General features: G+C 66.0%; 11 protein-coding genes and 1 tRNA gene. 6 read left to right on the top strand and 6 right to left on the bottom strand.

Going from position 1 to position 20,889, the window contains the following annotated elements:
- Positions 1-16: 16 nt before the first annotated feature.
- The gene (gene glgB / locus ACSQ3P_RS00420) at positions 17-2,233 is read left to right on the top strand and encodes a 1,4-alpha-glucan branching protein GlgB (RefSeq protein ID WP_436163743.1); all 2,217 of its coding nucleotides are present in this window, start codon (positions 17-19) and stop codon (positions 2,231-2,233) included.
- Positions 2,234-2,295: 62 nt separating this feature from the next.
- A complete protein-coding gene (gene malQ, locus ACSQ3P_RS00415; RefSeq protein WP_436163742.1) occupies positions 2,296-4,359 on the top strand; it encodes a 4-alpha-glucanotransferase in 2,064 nt (687 codons plus the stop codon).
- Positions 4,360-4,458: 99 nt separating this feature from the next.
- Here malQ and ACSQ3P_RS00410 read toward each other — a convergent pair whose 3' ends face one another.
- Together ACSQ3P_RS00410 and ACSQ3P_RS00405 are read right to left on the bottom strand one after the other, a co-directional pair.
- Complete coding sequence (locus ACSQ3P_RS00410; protein WP_436163741.1) at positions 4,459-5,898, bottom strand: SNF2-related protein; 1,440 nt, start codon at positions 5,896-5,898, stop codon at positions 4,459-4,461.
- Complete coding sequence (locus ACSQ3P_RS00405; RefSeq protein ID WP_436163740.1) at positions 5,895-6,863, bottom strand: LysR family transcriptional regulator; 969 nt, start codon at positions 6,861-6,863, stop codon at positions 5,895-5,897. The genes ACSQ3P_RS00410 and ACSQ3P_RS00405 overlap by 4 nt, the downstream gene beginning before the upstream one ends.
- Positions 6,864-7,021: 158 nt before the next feature.
- On the opposite strand from ACSQ3P_RS00405, the gene ACSQ3P_RS00400 reads away from it, so the two are divergent.
- The 4 genes from ACSQ3P_RS00400 (at position 7,022) to ACSQ3P_RS00385 (ending at position 12,033) form a co-directional block, all read left to right on the top strand.
- Positions 7,022-8,566 carry an ABC transporter substrate-binding protein gene (locus ACSQ3P_RS00400; RefSeq protein WP_436163739.1) on the top strand — a complete coding sequence of 515 codons (1,545 nt, stop codon included), beginning with the start codon at positions 7,022-7,024 and terminating at the stop codon, positions 8,564-8,566.
- A gap of 206 nt (positions 8,567-8,772) precedes the next feature.
- A complete protein-coding gene (locus ACSQ3P_RS00395; RefSeq protein ID WP_436163738.1) occupies positions 8,773-9,690 on the top strand; it encodes an ABC transporter permease in 918 nt (305 codons plus the stop codon).
- An 18-nt stretch (positions 9,691-9,708) separates the two neighbouring features.
- Positions 9,709-10,605 (top strand): ABC transporter permease, encoded by an 897-nt coding sequence (locus ACSQ3P_RS00390; RefSeq protein ID WP_436163737.1) that lies wholly within the window; start codon positions 9,709-9,711, stop codon positions 10,603-10,605.
- Between the two features lie 39 nt (positions 10,606-10,644).
- Positions 10,645-12,033 carry a M20 family metallopeptidase gene (locus ACSQ3P_RS00385; RefSeq protein WP_436163736.1) on the top strand — a complete coding sequence of 463 codons (1,389 nt, stop codon included), beginning with the start codon at positions 10,645-10,647 and terminating at the stop codon, positions 12,031-12,033.
- Positions 12,034-12,045: 12 nt separating this feature from the next.
- On the opposite strand, the gene ACSQ3P_RS00380 is transcribed toward ACSQ3P_RS00385, so the two are convergent.
- The 4 genes from ACSQ3P_RS00380 to ACSQ3P_RS00365 form a co-directional block, all read right to left on the bottom strand.
- Positions 12,046-12,303 (bottom strand): hypothetical protein, encoded by a 258-nt coding sequence (locus tag ACSQ3P_RS00380; protein WP_436163735.1) that lies wholly within the window; start codon positions 12,301-12,303, stop codon positions 12,046-12,048.
- 179 nt (positions 12,304-12,482) lie between these two features.
- On the bottom strand, positions 12,483-17,732 hold the full coding sequence (locus ACSQ3P_RS00375; protein WP_436163734.1) for an autotransporter-associated beta strand repeat-containing protein: 5,250 nt from the start codon (positions 17,730-17,732) through the stop codon (positions 12,483-12,485).
- A 1,535-nt stretch (positions 17,733-19,267) separates the two neighbouring features.
- Positions 19,268-19,343 (bottom strand) — tRNA-Lys (locus ACSQ3P_RS00370).
- Positions 19,344-19,613: 270 nt separating this feature from the next.
- Positions 19,614-20,885: a solute carrier family 23 protein gene (locus tag ACSQ3P_RS00365; RefSeq protein WP_436163733.1), complete on the bottom strand. Its 1,272-nt coding sequence runs from the start codon at positions 20,883-20,885 to the stop codon at positions 19,614-19,616.
- Positions 20,886-20,889 lie beyond the last annotated feature (4 nt).

Genomic DNA, 20,889 nt, shown 5'->3' with positions numbered 1-20,889 from the left:
GATGGGACCAGGATAGATGACGCGCCAGATTCCGCTCCGCCTCCCCAGCCTGCCGGCGCGCGATCTCGCCCTTCTGGAAGACGGCCGCCACCCTGATGCCTTCGCCGTGCTGGGCCGCCACACCGTGGGCGACGTCACCATCGTGCGCGCCTTCCTGCCCGGCGCGAACTATGTCGAGCTGATCCTCGGCGAAGGCCGTGACGCCGTTGCCATGATCGGCCAGGGCACCGGCCTGTTCGAGGCGCCCGCCCCTGCTGAGGGGCCATATCGATTGCGCGCGGCCTGGCAGGGCGGCATCACCGAGAGCGCTGACCCCTACAGCTTCGGCCTGCTGCTCTCCGAAGACGACATCTATCTCTTCGCCGAGGGCCGCCATTTCGACCTCGCGACGCGGCTCGGCGCCAACCTGCGCACAATCGACGGCGTCGAGGGCGCACTCTTTGCCGTCTGGGCTCCCAATGCCTCCCATGTCGCGGTCGTCGGCGATTTCAACAGCTGGGACGGCCGCCGCCATTCGATGCGCCGCAGGCTCGGCCCAGGCGTCTGGGAGCTGTTCATCCCCGGCGTCGAGGCCGGCGCGGTCTATAAATACGCGATCATCGCGGCATCGGGCGAACGCCTGCCCTGGAAGGCCGACCCGCTGGCCCGCCGCACTGAGGCGCCGCCGCGCACCGGCTCCGTCGTCGCTCAGCCAGCCGAGTACAGCTGGAGCGACGAAGCCTGGCTTGCACATCGCGAGCGCGCCCACCCGATGGCCGAGCCGATGGCCTGCTATGAGGTCCATGTCGGCTCCTGGCTGCGCACAGAATGGGGCCAGATGGGCTCCTGGGACGAGGCGGTCGACCGGCTGATCCCTTATCTCCAGCATATGGGCTTCAGCCATATCGAACTGATGCCGATCACCGAGCATCCTTTCGGCGGCTCCTGGGGCTACCAGCCGCTGGGCATGTACGCCCCGACCGCGCGGCTCGGCCCGCCCGAGGCTTTCGCCCGCTTCGTCGATCGCTGCCATGCCGCCGGCATCGGTGTGATCCTCGACTGGGTGCCGGCGCATTTCCCCTCCGATGAACACGGCCTCGCACGGTTCGACGGCAGCGCGCTCTACGAGCACGAGGATCCGCGCGAGGGCTTCCACCGCGACTGGAACACGCTGATCTACAATGTCGGCCGGCGCGAGGTGCGCGGCTTCCTGATCGCCTCGGCACTGTGGTGGGTCGAGACCTTCCATCTCGACGGCCTGCGCGTCGATGCGGTCGCCTCGATGCTCTACCGCGACTACAGCCGCCTGCCGGGCGAATGGGTGCCCAATCAATATGGCGGCCGCGAGAATCTGGAGGCCGTCAGTTTCTTTCAGGAACTCAACACGCTGATCGGCGCGCGCGGGCGCGGCGCAGTCACCATCGCCGAGGAATCAACCGCCTGGGCCGGCGTCACCTCGCCGGTCCACCATGGCGGGCTCGGCTTCCATTTCAAATGGAACATGGGCTGGATGCACGACACGCTGCGCTATTTCGCACGTGATCCGATCCATCGCGGCCATCACGGAGACGACGTCACCTTCGGGCTGCTCTACGCCTTCTCGGAGAATTTCGTGCTGCCGATCTCGCATGACGAGGTCGTGCACGGCAAAGGCTCGCTGCTCTCGCGCATGCCGGGCGACGACTGGCAGCGCTTCGCGAACCTGCGCCTCTGCCTGGCGCTGATGTGGAGCCATCCCGGCAAGAAGCTGCTCTTCATGGGCTGCGAGTTCGGCGCGGAGGACGAGTGGAACGTCGATGCTCCCTTCCCCTGGCCTCACCCCGATGACGAGCGACGCCGCGGCGCAATGCAACTCGTACGCGATCTCAACGCGCTCTACCGTTCGACCCCCGCCCTCCACCGCCTCGACCATGCGCCCGAGGGCTTCGCCTGGGTGATCGCCGACGATAGCGCCAACTCGGTCTTCGCCTTCCGCCGCTCAGGGGGCGCGGACACGCCCGACATCCTCGTCGTCGCCAATATGACGCCGGTGCCACGCCACGATTATCGCATCGGCGTGCCCAGGAGCGGGCTCTGGCGCGAGCGGCTCAACAGCGATGCGGGCGTCTATGGCGGTGCCGATATCGGCAATGGCGGGCAATGCCGAACCGGTTCTGTCGCTCGGCATGGCCAGCGCCAGAGCCTGTCGCTGACGCTGCCCCCCCTCGGCCTGGTCGTGCTCGAGCACGATGCGGCGGGGCATCTCAAGACCTAGATGCCTAACCACTCAATCACCGCGTCATCCCGGCGGAAGCTTAGATCCTTGCGGAGCCCTCGATGAGCGACGACACCCTGCGCCAGCTCGCGGCCAAGGCCGGCGTCGCGCCGCATTGGACAGACCAGACCGGGGCGGAGCGCGCGGTTACGCCTGAGAGCCTGCGCGCCATCCTGTCAGCGCTCGGCCTGCCGGCCGACAGCGATTCAGCCCTGCGCAACTCGCTCTCGATGCTGGAGAGCGGCGTGAATGCGGCAGCAGTCTCGCGCTTCACCACGGCGCGCATTGGCCAGCCAGTCAGCCTGCCGCTGAGCGCACCGGGCGGGACGACGGTCGAGATCGTGCTGGAAGGCGGCGCGCATCGCGTCGTGACCTCCGAAGAGGGCTATGACGGCGCTTTGACGCTGCCGGCCTTCGCCGAGCCCGGCTATCATACCGTCCGTACCTCGGAGGGCGATTTCTCCATTGCGACCGCGCCCGAGCGCTGTATCACCTTCGCCGACCTTAATGCGGGCGCCCCCAGCTGGGGGCTGGCGGCGCAGATCTATTCGCTGCGAACAGCCGGCGATGGCGGCATCGGCAACTTCGCCGGCGTCGCAGCCTTGGGCCGCAGCGCCGCCGGGCGGGGGGCCGATGCGTTGGCGATCAGTCCGGTCCATGCGCTTTATGGCGCCGAACCCGCCCTCTTCAGCCCCTACTCACCCTCCACGCGCCTGTTCTACAATCCGCTTCACGCCGCCCCCGGAGCCGTGCTTCCAGGCGAGCTGATTCAGGATCTGATCGCGAAGCTCGGCCTCGCCGACGAGATGGCGAAGCTCGAATCCCTGCCGCAGGTCGACTGGCTTGCCGCGACAGCGAAGCGCTGGACGCTGCTGCGGGCGCTGTTCGACGCCCTGCGCGATCCCGCCTGCGCAGCCGAGGCTCCGCGAGCCGATTTCGAACGCCATCTGGCTGAGGCCTCGCCGCTTCTGAAAGCCCATGCCGCCTTCGAGATCTTGCACACGGCTGAGCTGCGCCGCGACCCTGCCGTCAGGAACTGGCGCGACTGGCGGCCGGCCTATCGCGATCCCGACAGCCCCGAAGTCGCTGCCTTCGCCGCCGAGCATCAGGACGAGGTCGCCTATCAGATTTTCCTGCAATGGCTGACGGGCCGCTCCTATGGCGAGGCTCAGCGGGTCTGCCGCGAGAGCGGCATGAAGGTCGGGCTCGTCGCCGATCTCGCCATCGGCATGGACGGCTCCGGCAGCCACGCCTGGAGCCGCCAGCATGAGGTGCTGGGCGGCCTCAGCATCGGCGCACCGCCCGACTATTATGCGGAGGAGGGGCAGAACTGGGCCCTGACCACCTTCTCGCCGCGTGGCCTCGCTGCATCAGGCTTTGCGCCCTTCATCGAGACGCTGCGCGCGAGCCTGCGCTATGTCGGCGGCATCCGCATCGACCATGTTATGGGCATGAACAGGCTCTGGCTGATCCCCGAAGGCGCGGGCGCACTCGACGGCGCCTATGTCAGCTTCCCCACTGAGACACTGTTTCGCCTGATCGCGCTCGAATCCTGGCGGCACAAAGCGATCGTCATCGGCGAGGATCTCGGCACGCTGCCGAACGGCTTTCGCGACGATCTGCACGCGCAAGGCGTCGCCGGCCTACGCGTGCTGCGCTTCGAGAAGACGCAGCACAGCTATGTGCCGCCGGAACAATGGGATGCCGGTGCGGTCGCCCTGACCACGACCCATGACCTGCCGCCAACCGCCGGCTGGTGGGCCGGAGCCGATATCGACCCCGGCGACGACAGCATCGACCAGGAAAGCGTACGTGCCTGGGATCGCGGCGTGCTCTGGGGCGCCTTCCAGAATGCCGGGTTGGTCGAAGGCGAGCGCCCGGCGCCCGACGACACAGACCCGGTGGTCGATGCCGCGATCCGCTACATCGCCCGGACGCCCTGCACGCTGAAAATGCTGCCGATAGAGGACGCGCTTGGCATCAGGACGCAGCCCAACGTGCCCGGCACGACGACGGAGAAGCCGAACTGGCGGCATCGGCTCGACGGCGAAGCGGGCGCTCTGCTGGATGACGCAACCGTACAGGCAAGGCTGCGTCATCTCGGCTCACCGCGCGAGGAACCGTGACGCACTATCCGTCATTGCGCGCGTAAGCGAAGCAATCCGGGGTCTCGCACGGTCCTCCTGGATTGCTTCGTCGCTGTATGAGGCCCACCGCAACCGCGGCTAAGCCGCCGCCCGCGCCTCGACGATGCCCGCTATCGCCTCCAGCATGCGCGTATCGTCGCCTGCCAGCCCCTCCATCGCCGCCATGCGCGCGATGACGGTGCCGGCGACCGCCTCCTCAACCGTGTCCTCGGCATAGGCATAGAAGATCGTCGCGTGCTGGCCGTCGCGGTGGCAGCGCCCCTCGATCTGCTGGAGCTGGATCGCGGAGTGGCGCATGTCGTGGATGACGAGCGAGCGCTCGCGCTCGCCGCCCGGCATCTCGCCGCGATGCAATGAGATCGATTCCGTCACGGTGAAGATCACAGCGTCGAGGCGGCCGGTCTGGAAGGCGATGCGCGTCTCCTCATTGACCGCGCCGGAGCGCTCGCCATTGATCTCGCCGACCTTCCAGCCGCGCCCGCGCAAGGCCTCGGCCAGCATGGCACTGGTTTCCAGGAAGGCGACCGAGACCGCGACCTGCTCGTCATTGCCGAGCAGATCGTCGCAGAAATCGACCGTTCCCGGAATCCGCAGCAGGCTCGCTTTCTGGCGGAAGCGCAGATCGGCGGCCCAACCCTGCGGCTTGCGTGTCGAGCCCCCAACCAGCCCCAATTCGCGCCGGAATTCGCGCCAGGTCGCATCATAGAGTTTTCGCGCCGCGCTATCCAAAGCCACCGGCGCAAGCTCGCGCTGCACCTCCGGCCAGCCGGCGATCTCTTCGGGTCGACGGCGCAGGCCGATGGCGCGCTCGCCGCGATAGAGCAGCCCGGCCATTACCTTGCGATCGGCCTCGTTGGGCTCCCAGCTCCAATTCTTCCAGCGCCCTTTCGCCCGGCCGATCCTGAGCTGCTTCATCAGCACGCGAAACCCGTCGAGATCGGCGCTCGGCATGCCCGCCGCCCGCGCCAGCAACGGCCCGAGATAGGAGAGCTCATGCGGCGATTGGCCGGCGGTCGCGCTCATATAGATCGTGAAGCGCGCCGCCGCCGCCATCTGGCGACAGACCAGCCCCTGTTGCGAATTCGGGTTGCGGATGCGATGCGCCTCGTCGATCACGACCAGCGGCCAGACGCGCTTGGGCGCGCCACGCTTGGCAAGCTCGTTGTTCTTCGCCCGGATCGAGCGCTTCTTGCTGTCGGCCGGGGCTGCCAGCAGCGACTTCGTCCGCTCGAAATTCATCAGCGTGACGCGCTTGGCCGGCAGGCCCGACAGCGCCATCGTTCGCCGCCATTGCGGGATCGCTCCCTTCGGGCAGATCACCAGCACCTCATCCTCGGGCATCGCCGAGAGAGCGAGCCAGGCCGAGAGCGTCTTGCCGAGCCCAGTCAGGTCGCCGAGCAGGAAGCCCGGCGCAGCCTTGGCGCGTGCCGCGAGAATGGCGTCGCGCGCCACGAGCTGATGGGCGTGCGGCACCATCAGGGCGGCGCCGCCGGCTTGCGTCCCGGAGATCGAAGTCATGCCGTCTGCGTTGCCATGTCCACGGCCTGCGCCGCAAGTCCGGAGCCCCGCGCCGCCGCTGGCGCGAGCCTGTCAGCGCTCTCCAGCTCCTGCACCAGAAGCGCCAGGAAATTCGTCACCAGCCGCGGCAGGACACGGCCCGACATGGTTTGCAATTGCAGGCTGCGTGGGGGCATCTCGGCGTCCTTCAATGGCAATGCGACGAGCGAGCCGTCGCGTTCCGAAGCCCCGAAGGCGATGCTGCTGGCGAAGGTCACCGCCCCACCGAGCCGGCAGAAATGCAGCACGCTGGTGACATTGGTCGAGGTCAGCACCGGGTCCAGCGTCAGTCCCCGTGCCGCGCAATGGATGTCCATGACCTTGCGCACCGTCGCCTCACCATCGAGCATCGCAATCGGATAGGCGAAAACCTCCTCCATGCTGACCGGTGCCCGCGCCAGCAGCGGATGGTTCGAGGCGACATAGGCATAGGTCGGGACGGCGCGCTGCCAATGGGTCGCGACGCCACGCTCGGAGGTCAACACGAAGGTCGCGCCGATATCGACCGAGCCGATCCGCACCTGCTCCGTCACCACCAGCGGCGACATCACCTTGATGTCGAAGGCGACCTCCGCATGCCGCTTGCGGAAGGCGTGGATCATCTCGGGAATGAAGCTGATCGCCAGGCCCTCGGTAACGCCCAGCCGGATCAATCCCTTATCGGCGCTGTTGAGTTCGCGGATTTCGCTGACGACCTGCTCGCTCTCCAGCGCCAGGCGCTGCGCATAGGCGGCCAGCGTCTCTCCGGCCTGTGTCAGGATCATGCCGCGCGCGCGCCGCTCGAACAGCAGCGCGTCGAGCTCCTTCTCGAGATTGGAGACCTGTCGGCTGACCGCAGACGCGGCCACGCGCAGGCGCTGGGCCGCCGCGCTGACCGAACCGGTCCGCGCCACCTCGAGGAAATATCGCAGGGCCGATGACTGCATGGGAACGCCTGTAGCCGTCCCTTGCCCAAACGGCAACGATCCGTTCGATTCATTCTTATGGCGGCAAGCGCAATCCTTGGGCAGATTTGTTTCCGCACAAAGGAACGGCAGAGACGGCAAAGCCGCGACACCGCAAACCGCTTCGAGGGGACCGAAGAATGACATTGATAGCCAAGGCTTGCGCGCTGATGAAGGCTTGCGCGCTGATGCTGGCTTCGACCGCGCTGGTGGCGACGGCATCCAGCCCGGCGCTCGCCCAGAAGGCCGCCAACACCGTCCGCTTCGCCTATGATCAGGCGCCCGAGAACGTCGATCCGTTCTTCAACAATGTCCGCATCGGCGTGATCATCGGCGCCAATGTCTGGGACACGCTGATCTACCGCGACCCCGACACCAACGCGTATAAGGGCCAGCTCGCCAAGAGCTGGAAGCAGATCGACGACAAGACGATCGAGTTCGATTTGCGCGAGGGCGTCAAGTTCCACAATGGCGAGGAGTTCGACGCCGACGACGTCGTCTACACGCTGAACTTCATCGCCAAGCCCGAGAACAAGGTCGTCACCCAGGGCAACGTCAACTGGCTCGAGAAGGCCGAGAAGCTCGACAAATACAAGGTCCGCGTCACGACCAAGGAGATTTTCCCGGCCGCGATCGAATATCTCGCCGGCCCGGTCGTGATCCATCCCAACGAGTATTACGAGAAGGTCGGCCCCAAGGGCCAGAACGAGAAGCCGGTCGGCTCGGGCCCCTACAAGGTCATCAACTACGTCCCAGGCAAGTCGATAACGCTCGAGGCCAACAAGGACTATTTCAAGGATTCGCCGAAGAAGCCGGGCAAGGTCGGCAAGATCGAGATCCGCTTCATCCCCGATCGCCAGACCCAGATGGCCGAAGCGCTGTCGGGCGGCGTCGACCTGATCATGCATGTCCCCAAGGACCAGGCCGACCAGCTCAAGGCCGTGCCGACGCTGCAGGTCGTCTCGGGCGAGACGATGCGCATCGTCTTCATGCAGATCAACTCGCTGGAAAACACGCCCGCGCCGGCGCTGAAGGACGAGCGTGTCCGCAAGGCGATCAACCACGCCATCGACCGCGAGGCCATGGTCAAGAATATCGTCGGCGAGGGCTCGCGCGTTCTCAACACGATCTGCTTCCCCTCGCAGTTCGGCTGCACCGACGAGGGCGCGGCGCGCTACCCCTATGATCCCGCCAAGGCCAAGGCCTTGCTCGCCGAGGCCGGCGTCAAGGATCTGACGCTCGACATCGTCGCCTATCGCGAGCGCAACCAGACCGAAGCCCTGATCGGCTATCTCCAGCAGGTCGGCATCAAGACCAATCTGCGCTTCCTGCAATATGCCGCAATGCGCGAGGTCATCAGCAGCAACAAGGCCAACCTGACGCACCAGACCTGGGGTTCCTTCTCGGTCAATGACGTCTCGGCCAACACGCCGAACTACTTCGCCTTCCGCACCGAGGACATCACCAAGGACGCAACCGTCCGCGACCTGCTCAACAAGGGCAACAACTCGGTCGCGCCTGATATCCGCAAGGCGGCCTATCAGGAGGCGTTGAAGATCATCGCCGACAAGGCCTATGCCGTGCCGCTTTACTCGCTGCCGGTCTACTACGTCGCCAGCAAGGACCTGGGCTTCAAGGCCTATCCCGATGAGATGGTGCGCTTCTGGGAGATGGCCTGGAAGTAGGCTCGGCCCAGCCGCCAACCTCTCGCCGTCATTGCGAGCACCCGGGTCTTGCCTTCGGCAAGCCCGAGTACAGGCTCCGCGAAGCTATCCAGAAAGTCGCGCGCGACAGCCCCTGGATTGCTTCGTCGCTGCGCTTCTCGCAATGACGGTCTCGCGTCGGAAGGAGTTTGCATGCCGACGATTCTCAAAGCGCAGGGACCTACCCCTTGCTAGGCTTCATCCTCAAACGCCTCGGCCTCGCGGTTCTCGTCGCGCTGACGGTATCGGCGCTGGCCTTCATTCTGCTGCGCCTCTCCGGCGATGTCGCGGTCGCGATTGCCGGCGAAGGCGCGCAGCAGGCCGATATCGACCTGATCCGCGAGACCTACGGCCTCAACCGCCCCATCATCATCCAATATCTCGACTGGCTCTGGCGGACGCTGCAGGGCGATTTCGGCACTTCGATCTATTTCAAGACCGATGTCGCGGCTCTCGTCTTCTCCAAGCTCCCGGCCACGCTGATCCTCGGCCTGAGCTCGCTCGTCTTCGCGCTCGCGATCTCGATCCCGCTCGGCGTGCTGGCCGCTGTCTACGCCAATAGCTGGATCGACCGGCTGGCGCTCGCCATTGCCGTCGTCGGCCAGGCCCTGCCGAATTTCTTCTTCGCCTTGTGCCTTGTGATGCTGTTCTCGATCACGCTGCGCTGGCTCCCCGTCTCCGGCTCGCAGAGCTGGCAGCATTACGTCATGCCGACGATCGCGCTCGGCTACTACGCCGCGCCGGCCTTCATGCGGTTGATCCGTGCCGGCATGATCGAGGTGCTCTCGGCCGACTATATCCGTACCGCCCGCGCCAAGGGCGTCGCGCCGCGCAAGGTCGTCTTCACCCATGCGCTGCGCAACGCGCTCGTGCCGGTCGTGGCGCTGACCGCCGTGCAGCTCGGCTTCCTGCTCGGCGGCTCGGTGGTGATCGAGACGATCTTCGCGCTCGATGGGCTGGGTTATCTCGCCTATCAGAGCATCACCTATAAGGATTTCCCGGTCATGCAGATGGTCGTGATGCTGCTTTCGGCTGTCTATGTCCTGCTGACGCTCGCGGCCGACATCGCCAATGCCTGGCTCGATCCGCGCATCAGGGTGTCCTGAGATGCAGGATATTCCACGATGAGCGACGCTCCCCTCGCCCTGCCGCGGCCCACCGCCCTGCCCCAGGGCAAGACCCTGCTGCAGCGCATGCTTTCGCAGACGACGCTGATGATCGGGCTCGGCCTGCTGGCCTGCTTCATCGCCATCGCCGTGCTTGCGCCCTTGCTCGCCCCACACGACCCCTATGTCCAGAACCTGACGGCCCGCAACATCCCACCCTTCTGGTACGACAAGGGCAACTGGGCCCATCCGCTCGGCACCGACCCGCTCGGCCGCGACTATCTCTCGCGCCTGCTCTATGGCGCCCGTATCTCGCTGCTGATCGGCATTAGCGTGGTGATTCTGTCGGGGCTGATCGGCGCGACCATGGGCCTGCTCGCCGGCTATTTCGGCGGCCGCACCGACCTTGCCGTCACCTTCATGGTGACGACGCGGCTCGCCATGCCGGTGATCCTGGTCGCACTCGCGGTCGTCGCCATTATCGGCTCTTCGCTCTGGGTCGTGATCCTCGTGCTCGGCCTGCTGAAATGGGACCGCTTCGCCGTGGTGATGCGCAGCGCGACCCAGCAGGTGCGTTCGCTCGACTATATCGCGGCAGCTCAAGCCTCGGGCGCATCGACGCTCCGCATCATCCTGAAGGAGGTGCTGCCCAACGTCATGCCGCATCTCATCGTCGTCGCGACGCTGGAGGCTGCGAGCGCGATCCTGCTGGAGGCCGCGCTCTCTTTCCTTGGCCTCGGTGTGCAGCCGCCGCTGCCCTCCTGGGGCCTGATGATCTCCGAGGCGAAGGCTTACATGTTCTTCGGCTTCTGGCTCATCGCCCTGCCGGGCTCGGCGCTGGCGCTGCTGATCTTCGCGATCAACCTCGCCGGAGACGGTCTGCGCGACGCGCTTTCGCCACCCCGCAATGTTTGATTCCATCGACCCTTTCTGCCGCTGAACGGAGACTGCCCCATGACCCGCGCCCAGGCCATCGCGCATGCGCAAGACTATTTCGACTCCGGCAGCTTCAAGAGCGATCTCGCCCGCCTCGTCGCCATGCCGACCGAGAGCCAGAATCCGGAACGCGCGCCGATGCTCGCGGAATATCTCGAAACCGAGATGCGCCCGCTCCTGGAGGGCTTCGGCTTCACCTGCCAGACGCTGACCCACCCGCTGTCGCGCGGCCCCTTCCTGCTCGCCACCCGCATCGAGGACCCGGCCCTGCCGACGATCCTCGGCTATGGCCATGGCGACGTCATTCGTGGGCTCGACGCGCAATGGAGCGAAGGTCTCTCGCCCTGGCGGCTCGTCGAGAAGGACGGGCGCTGGTACGGCCGTGGCGTCGTCGACAACAAGGGCCAGCATGTCATCAACATCAACGCCCTGCGCGCCGTCCTCGAAACCCGCGGCAAGCTCGGCTTCAACGTCAAATACCTGATCGAGATGGGCGAGGAATCCGGCTCTCCCGGCCTGCGCGAACTCTGCACCGAGCAGAAGGAGCTGTTCAAGGCCGATGTGCTGATCGCCTCCGACGGGCCGCGCCTCAATGCGGAGCGGCCGACGGTTTTTCTCGGCGCACGCGGCGGCGTCACCTTCGATCTCTCGATCGTCGCCCGCGAGGGTGGCCATCATTCCGGCAATTGGGGCGGCATCCTCTCCGACCCGGCAATCCAGCTCGCCCACGCCATCGCCTCGATCACCTCCCCCAGCGGCCAGATCCGCATCCATGAATGGGTGCCCAAGGAGCTGCCGGCCGCCGTGCGCAAGGCGCTGGTCGGCTGCGAGATCGATGGTGGCCCGGACGGCCCGACGATCGACCCCGACTGGGGCGAGCCTGGCCTGACCCCGGCCGAGCAGGTCTTCGGCTGGTGTTCCTTCGACGTGCTGGCGATGAAGTCCGGCGTGCCGGAGACGCCCGTCAACGCCGTGCCGCCGAGCGCCTGGGCGCGCTGCCAGCTGCGTTTCGTCGTCGGCATCGACCAGAACGACATCGTGCCGGCCCTGCGCCGCCACCTGCAGCGCAACGGCTTCCCGATGGTCGAGGTTTCGTTGTCGCGCGAGGCGATCTTCGGCGCGACCCGGCTCGACCCGGAAGACCCCTGGGTCGATTTCGCCCTCGCTTCGATCGCCAGGAGCACCAACAAGAAGCCGGCGCTCCTGCCCAATCTCGGCGGCTCCTTGCCCAACGACATCTTTGCGGATGTGCTGGGACTGCGCACGATCTGGGTGCCGCATTCCTATCCCGGCTGCTCGCAGCATGCGCCGGACGAGCACCTTCCCGTCGCGATCGCCCGCGAGGGCCTGACGCTGATGGCCGGGCTCTACTGGGATATCGGCGACGGCTCGGCGCCTCCGGTCTGAGGGCCCGGGCGGCTATTCCTGCGGCTGGCGCGGATCGCGGCCGGGCGGCAGGTCGATCGGCGTCGCTGGGGGTCCTTCGGGCGGCGCGTTCGGCGGCAGCTCAGGCGGCGGCTCGGTCGGAATGCCGGCCGGCTCCTCATCCGGCGGCGATTCGACCGGAGGCGCCGGCGGAATCTCGGTCGGCATCAAGGGCGGCGCCTCGGGCGGCGGCTTCGGCGCTGCCGGCGTGCCGCCGGGATCGGCGGCCTGGTGTCGGAGCAAATCGATCATGCACTGTCCTCCACCGGAGGAAACGCCTGATCCGACCGAAGGTTCGCAACGAGAGCGCTTTCAAGCGAAGCGGACACCGGATCGCATGAGGAAAACGCGTTAAAGCAAATTGCTCTTGGGCGGAAAACAAACGGCCGCGCTGGAGCGCGGCCGTCATCTTGAGGCGGATCTGGAACCGCTCAGAACTGGTAGCGCAAACCACCATTGAAGGCGTAGCCTTCGATCCGTTCGCCGAAGCGCAGATCGGCACGCACGAAGCCCGACAGGCCGGGCGTCGTCGAGGAGACGGCGAGACCCGCGCTGAACTGCCCATAGGTCCCGACCCGGTCCGTGGTCGTCGGGAAGCTCAGGCCGCCGAACTCGCCCGAGGCCTTGCTCTTGCCGGCGAATTCGCGCCAGACGCTGGCCGCGATATAGGGCGCGAGCACGATCGTCTCGGTCGGCTGGATGAAGGTGCCGAGCTGCACGCCGAAGCGGCCGGTGACGCTCTCGATCGGCTGCCAGCTGACATTGGCCTGCGGCGTCCGCAGCGGGTCGACCTCGGCGCGCGAATAGAGCACCGCGACGGAGGGGTCGATATAGATGCTGTCGGTGATGTTGAAGCGCTGGCTCATCGAGGCCAGGCCGCTCCAGCCATCCGCCTTGAACTTCGCATTGGTGAGGCCGGCCGAGGGGGAGTTCAGCTTCAGGTCGAAATTATCCCGCCGCACCAGCACGTCGAAGGCGAAGCCCGAGCCGCTCCGAACCGCGCCATAAACGCCGTAGAAGGGCTGCTCGACCTCGAGGCGCGTCTCGGGGGTCGTGACCTTGGCATCGACCTTGCCGCCATGGATACCGAGATTGGCGGTCCAGCCGGTGCCGTTGATGTTGTAGAGGCCGGCATCGACGCCGAGCTGGAAGCCGTTAAAGCCGGCCTCGTTGACGCTTCGGAACGAGCGCGACACGCCGCCGACGCTGCCGACCGTGCTGTTCGAGGTGATGTCGAAATGCCCGCCGCGCGCACGCCCCCAGGTGCCGAACGAGAGAGTGTTCGGCTGCGGGTCGGCCGGGCCGTTGATGAAGGCCGAGGCCGGCTCGCTGAAGGCGTTGATCGAGGCCAGGGCGCTCGACACGGAGGCGACGAAGCCCGTGGCCGCGGTAACGTTGAGATCCGGCCGCACGACATAAGTGCCCGAGCCGGGCGTGGCCTCGCCGAACCAGTACTGCACCAGGCCGTTATTGGTGATGAGCTGGCCAGCGCCATTCGGGAACGGGCTCGGCCCGGTCGGAGTCAGCGCATTGGCGGCGACGAACTGGGCGCCAGCTGCGCCGTTGACCACCAGGACGTCGCGACTGATCACCGCGGATGTCACGCTCAGCTGTGCGAAATCGACCGTGGTCAGGCCCGAGGACGCTCCGCCGACGCTGATCCGGTCGGCCGCCGCATTGACGATGTCGAGATCGAGCCCGACCCGGCCATTGCCGGACCAGCCGCCGCCGACCGTGACGAGGTTGTTGGTGGCGCCGTTGCGCAGCTCGATCATGCCGGTGTTGGCGAGATTACCGGAGGTCGTCAGCCTCGCACCCTGGCCGAGGCTGACGCTGCCGGCATTCGAGAGCGAGGCAAGGCTGGCGGCGAGATTGGCCGCGATGGTCACCTGGCCGGTATTGCTGAGAGGGCCGACGACGTTGAGATTGCCGCTAATGAGGTTGATCGCGCCGGCATTGTTGACCTGCAGGCCGCTGCTCAGCGTCGCCGTCCCGCCGGGGCCGTTGAAGTTAATCACGCCGCCGGCGAGGTTGTTGATCGCGCCTGCATCGAGGATCACGCCGTCCGCGGCGACATTGATCGTCGCGGCGTTGTTCAGCGTGTTGGCGGTGCCTTGCAGCATCGCGCCGACATCAAGCGCGATCGTGCCGGCATTGTTGGTGATCGTGCCTGCCGACAGCGTCCGGCCGGCGCCGATCGTGATCGAGCCGGCGTTGACGAGGCTGGCGAGCCCGGTGAAATTGCCGCCGTTCACGGCCAGGATGGCGCCACCGGCATTGCTGAAGGCGCCATTGCCGGCAAGCACACCGCTCACCGTGAAGGTTCCGGCATTGTTGGCAATCGCGCCATTGATCGTGCCGGCCGCATTGACCGTGCCGCTATTGGTGACGCCGCTCTGGATCGTGCCGGTCGTCGTCAGCGTGCCCGTATTGGTCACGCTCCCCGCGATCAGGCCGCTGTTGTTCGTCGTGCCGCTATTGATCACCGAGGCGTTGACCGTGCCGGCATTGTTGAACGCGCCGACCGCGGCCACCGTCACATTCGAGGCCAGCACGCCGCCGGCGAGCAGGCCGAGCGTGCCGTCGGAGACCGTCGTGCCGCCGGTATAGGTGTTGACGCCGCTGAGATTGAGCGTGCCGGCGCCGACCTTGATCAGGCTCGTGCCCACGCCATCGACGATCGCCGAACTGATGGTTGCCGTCAGGCCAAGGCCGTTGACATTGATCGTGCCCCCGCCGGCGACGCCGATGCCGAGCTGGCCGCCATCCAGCGTATAGCCGTCGGTATTGAACTGCAGCGTGTCGAAAGCCTGCGTCCCCCCGACGGTGACGACGCCGGCCGTGCCCTGGAACACGGCGACCGAGCTCTGCCAGGAGGCGTTCACCCCGGCCTGGCCGGGCAGGCCGGTCCAGCTCGTATCGGTGGCGTTCCAGTTGCCCGCGCCGCCATCGACCGTGCCGTTGCCGAGCGTGTCGGCCCCGTCCCAGAACTGCATGATCTGGCCGGCGCCGAGCACGGCGAGGTTGACCTGCTCCGCCGCACCCGGGGCGTTGGTGTAGACCTGTCCGGTGAAGCCCGCGACATTGACCGTGGCGTAGTTCCCGGTGATCGCCCCGCCGCCGACGACGCTGATCAGCCTGTAGAAGCCCGCGGATGCCGCCGTCGCGGTCAGCGTACCGCCGAGCTGCACCGGCCCGTTGGAGATCACGAGATCGTTGGTGACGCCGCCGACCGTGCCCGGATTGTTGAGCTCGAACACCGAATTGGAGCCGGCGTTCAAGGTCAGCGAGCCGACTGTCAGCGTGCCCGGGCTTTGCCCGGCCGAAAGCGTGCCGCCGGCATTGACCGTGACCGCGCCGCCGAGCGTGCCGATGCCCGACAAGGTGCCGGTGTTGTTGACCGCGACAGCAGTATTGCCGAGCGAGCCGTCGACCCGCAACTCGCCGCCATTGATCGTCGTCGCCCCGGTATAGGTGTTGGCGCCGCTCAGCGTGAACCTGCCGGTGCCTTGCTTGACGAGGCCTCCGCCGCCGCCGTTAATGGCGCCGGAATACGTCGTCGAACTGTTGTCGCCGCCTGTCGTTAATGTGACGCCGGCGCTCAGATTGACGCTGGTTCCAGTGGCGCCGGTCAGCGAGCCGATCGTTTCATTTTGAACGACGTCGATCTGGCCGCCGTTCAGGATGACGGCGCTGGCGTCGCCGATCGCGGAGTTGACCGGCCCGGCCCCGAAGCTTACTTGCAACGTGCCTGCATTGACCGTGACAGAGCCGGTGAAGGTATTCACGCTGTTCAGCGCAAGAAGGCCGTTGCCATCCTTGATGAGCGCGCCGTTCCCGGTATTGAGTCCGGCGTTGATGATGACGGCGCCTCCACTGCCGCCGACCGTAAGCGTCTGGCCGGCGCCGGTGATCGCGCCATCCGTCTGCACGATTCCTGAGTCCGAGTTGATGCGCGTCGCTGAAAGCAACGTGATCGCGCCGCCATAGCTGTTGTTGCCGGAAATATTTCTCAGCGCGCCGCCCCCGGCGACGCCAGTGCCGCTCAGCGTCAGCGCCTCGGCCCCGACAAAGATGCCGCCCTGCATTTCCAGCGCCGCGCCGGACGCGACCGTGACGCCGCCGGCCACGGTGCCGAGCGCGGTGGCGTTGCGGATGTTCACCACACCGGCCGTGATCGTCGTGACGCCTGCATAACTGTTGGCGCCGGAGAGGATCAGCGCGCCGGCGCCCGAATTGGTCAGCCCGCCGGCGCCGGTGATCGCGGTCGTGCTGACGGTGGTGGTGCCTGGTCCATTGAAAAAGAGCGTGTTGGCGCCCAACGCGATGCCGCCGGTCAGCGTCAGCGCCTGGCTTGCCTGGACGGCAATGGAGCTGTTCGCCGTGAGGCTGATCGCATTGGCTACGGTGACGGCCGCCGCGCTGGAGTTGAGCGTGCCGCCGGCGAGCGTGATCGTCCCCGTGCCGAAGCCGCCGGCCACGGAGGTCGCCGCATTGGCCCCAGCGGCGATCGTCGTCCCGCCAACATAAGTACCCGCGGCGTCGATCAGGGCGATTCCGCTCCCGACAATAACCGAGCCCGCACCCGTAATGCCAGCCGTCGCGACGTTGATCAGACCGCCGCCGAATGTCAGCGTGTTCGCCCCGAGCGCGACACCGCCCGCCAGAGCAAGCGCGTCAGCCGCAGAGACGATCGAGGCATTGCTGCCAAGCGTGATCGCGCCGCCATAGGTGTTGATACCGCTGACATTGCGCAGCGCGCCGCCGCCCGCCACGCCGGTGCCGTTCAGTGTCAGCGCCTCGCCCGCGACAGTAATGCTGCCCTGCAGCTCCAGCGCGGCGCCGTTCGCGACCACGGTGCCAGCGGCCGTCGTGCCGAGTGCGGTCACGGCCTGGATGTTCAGCACGCCCTGGGAGATCGTCGTCAGGCCGGTATAGTTGGAGGCTCCGCCGGCATCGCTGAGTATCAGCGTTCCGGTGCCGGTCTTGGTCACGGTGAGGCCGACACCGGCACCCTCCTCGATGCGGCCAGCGAAGACCGTGGAGGTATTGAGAGCACCGATGGTCAAAGCTGCGCCGGCCGACGAGGCAAGCACGCGAGAGCCGCCCCCGCCGCTCAGTTCGCCGAGCGAAACTGCACTGGCCGTCTGGATGAAGATATTCCCGGCCCCGCCGAGCACGAAGCTGGCTGCGGCAGCCGAGCCGGTTCCCTGGAACGAGACGCCACCATTTCCAGCGGTGGTGTAAACCACATTGGATCCGGCATCAGCAGCACCACCGAAAACCACCCCTTGGCCGGCGCTGATCACGAAATTCTGCGTCACGCCGGAGTTGTTGACGACGCCGGCGCCCGTTAGGGCCAAGGTATTGCCGACGGTAATCGTATAGGCCTGCGCGCCGGCATCATAGGTGATGCCGCCAACCGTCGTGGAGGCCGAGATCGCGAGCGCCGCGGGCGCGATCGCACCCTGGAAAACCGCAGTCTCACCGGCGGTGTCGGGGACATTGGCGGGTCCAGCCCAGTTCGCGGCCGTGTTCCAGTCGGTACCGGGTCCAGTCCAGACCTGCTGCGCCTGCGCGGCGCCGGGCTGGAACAGCATCATTCCGACGATCACGCCCGTCGCCAGGGCGGTCGTCGCTACGAGTCGCCGCAAACCTTCGCTGGCGGTCCCGGTCGGCATAGACGCGCTCAGTCTGCGAGCGTCCAGAACGTCGGCCGTCTTCAGCATCTAGGACCTCGAGATCGCATTTGCAGCGTGTCTGTGCCGTCGGCCTGGCGCCCGAGAGAAGCGAAGTGGAAACAACTCAGCCGCCAAATCGACAAGATTTCACCCGAATCCATCCCCTGTTTGCTCCCCTTAAGTCAATACCATGCCCGAAAGTCAGAGGCCGACGTCGCCAGCTTTGCGCGCACATGACGCAAGTGCAATATTTAGCTTATTCTTTTTAAATCAAAATGTTGCCGCAAATTCCTCAAGAACCGACAACGCACTTGCGAACTCCGGCGAGATCACGGCGGCCATTTTTGCGGACGCGTTACAGAAATACCACGCAGATGCCGGCTAAATGGCCATTCATCGGCCCGCAGCAGCGTCTTACTTTGCTCGTCATCATGCGCGCCGCCCGCTGCGCGTCGACGGACGTAGAGAAAATCGATGTGAATCTCTCAACTTACACGGGTTTCTCAATGTTGCCGATACACAAATACCCGACGGAAGCGCGCGCCGGGCAGTATTCGCGCCTCAGACATCGTTGCCGCGCGGATATCCCGCAGGGTCAGGGCTAGGCTGGGCGGCGAACCCCGGCGCGCTGCACGGAGTGCGTCTCTCGCCACATTCAGCGCCTCACGCCCGCCGCGAAGCGTGATTCGAGCGAGCACGACGCAAGGCCGGCAACGCCAAGCGACCTGTGCCAACTCCATGCCGTGAGCCACCTGATGCGGCTTGGCTCCAGCCTCAAACAAAAAAGGGAGCGCTCAACGCGCTCCCCAATCCGCAAACGGTGCAGTGAAGGAATGCCCCGTTGTCAGGGCTCCCCGTCCGATCAGTATCTGTCGTAGCGGCGGTAGCCGGGAGGCGGGCCATCGTAGCCGCGCCGCGGTCCGTATCCGTAGCCAGGTCCGCGCCCGTAGCCAGGCCCGCGCCCGTAACCTCTGCGCCCGTAGCGCTGCTGGCGCTGGGTTTCTTCGATAATCATGAGGCGGCGCTGCTTGGCCGCAGTCATCGTGAACTCTACAGCCTGCCCGTCGAGTTGATGAGCCACAGTGGCAGGCAATGTCTCGGCGGCGTTAACTGCCGTCGAGGCAGCAATCGCAGCACTCGCGAGAGCAATGGCACCGACCAAGCCGGCAAAGATAGACTTCCTATTCATATTAAATCCTCTCGTGCCACATCAGGCGGGCAAACAACAACGCGAAGAGCGTCGAATCGTTCCATTCAACTTACCGGGAAGGTTGCGCCGCGTTCAAGCCTCGCCGCACTGCGGCCCGGGCGCCATGAGCGCTCCGGCGCTACGTCTATACTTCTCCAGCGCCCCGGATGAATGCCGTCATCGCGACGGTAGAAGCGGCCATCGGCAGGATCGCCGGAGCGATCAACAGTGCCGTTTCGGCGTTCGACGTGCGGAAGTTGCGAAATAAAACACAAAACGCACAGACCGTTCCGGCTTTGTGTCGCCGGCCGATCTGTCTATGCTTTCGTTTTCGCGGAAGTTTCCGTGGTGGGTGATGTAGGGCTCGAACCTACGACCCGCTGATTAAGAGTCAGCTGCTCTACCAACTGAGCTAATCACCCATACGCCACGAAGCGTCGCCATCGCTGCGGCCAAGGCCGCGTCAGGCAGGCCGGCGATGTAGCAAACGCCCCCCGCCCTGTCCACCCATCTGCGACAGAAATATGCCAAGCCGCGGAAATGAATTCGGCGATGGAGCAGGATGCGAAAAAGTGGGAACCGGTTTTTCGCGTCGATCCTGCTCTAACTCTTTGATGAGAGACGGATTCAGATTTCAGATCGGATCACTTGGTGACCCGATCTGAAATCATCCGGCTCTAGGCGCGACGGCCTCATCCCGGCCGGCGATTCAGCAGGTGATAGAGCGCGATAGCCCCGAAGGTCGCGGTGCCGATGCCGCCGAGTTCGAAGCCGAAGAGCGGCAGCTTCAGATCGCCCGCGCCCAGGATCAGCGCGGTCGCAACCGTCAGCAGATTCTTCGGGTTCGAGAAGTCGACCTGGTTCTCCACCCAGATTCGCCCGGCAGTCGCGGCGATCAGGCCGAAGACGACGATCGCCAGCCCGCCGAGCACCGCGACCGGAATCGTGCCGATGACCGCACCGAATTTGGGGGAGAAGCCGAGCACCAGCGCGATGATTCCCGCCGCGACGAAGACCAGCGTCGAATAGACCCGCGTCACTGCCATCACGCCCATGTTCTCGGCATAGGTCGTCACGCCCGTGCCACCGCCGGAGCCCGCGATCATGGTGGCAAGCCCGTCCGCCATGAAGCCGCGCCCGATCAGCGGATCGAGATTGCGCCCGGTCATCACGGCGATGCCCTTGATGTGCCCGAGATTCTCCGCAACCAGGATGAGCGCGACCGGAGCGATCAGCGCCATCGCCTTGAAATCGAACACCGGCGCGACGAAGTTCGGCATCCCGAGCCAGGCGGCGGCGCCGATCCGCCCGAAATCGACCGCCGGGGCGCCGAAGCTCGGTGCCGTCGCCGCGTAGAGGATATAGGCGCCGGCGCCGCCGATCAGCACCGGCAGGCGCTGTGCGAGACCTCTGCCATACACCGCCACCAGCGCGACCGCGACGACCGTGAACAGCGCGATCCATTTGGTGTAGGGGCTGGCCGAGATCATGCCCATGGCGACCGCGGTCAGGTTGAGACCGATCGCGCCGATGACCGCACCGGTGACGACCGGCGGCAGCAGCTTCTCGATCCAGGCCGTGCCGACGCCCTGGACCAGCAGGCCGATGGCTGCATAAAGCGCACCGCAGGCGATGATGCCGCCGAGCGCCACGGCGATATTCGCGTTCGGTCCCGAGCCGGCATAGCCGCTCGCCGCGATCACCACTCCGATGAAGGCGAAGGACGAGCCGAGATAGCTCGGCAATTGCCCGCGCGTGATCACGAAGAACAGCAGCGTCGCGATGCCGGAGAAGAAGATCGCCACATTGGGGTCGAACCCCATCAGGATCGGCGCCAGTGCGGTCGCGCCGAACATGGCGACGACATGCTGCAGACCTGCGATGAAGGTCTGGACGGTCGACAGACGCTCGTCCGGCATCACCGCGCCGGAGGTCTTCAAGGTCCAGTTCGGAAAATAAGACATGGCG

It is taken from the genome of Allobosea sp. LjRoot9, assembly GCF_964252745.1.
In the GTDB taxonomy this organism is placed as follows: domain Bacteria; phylum Pseudomonadota; class Alphaproteobacteria; order Rhizobiales; family Beijerinckiaceae; genus Allobosea.
Note: the sequence above shows the minus strand (reverse complement) of the source record. Positions and strands in the feature narration are given on the sequence as shown.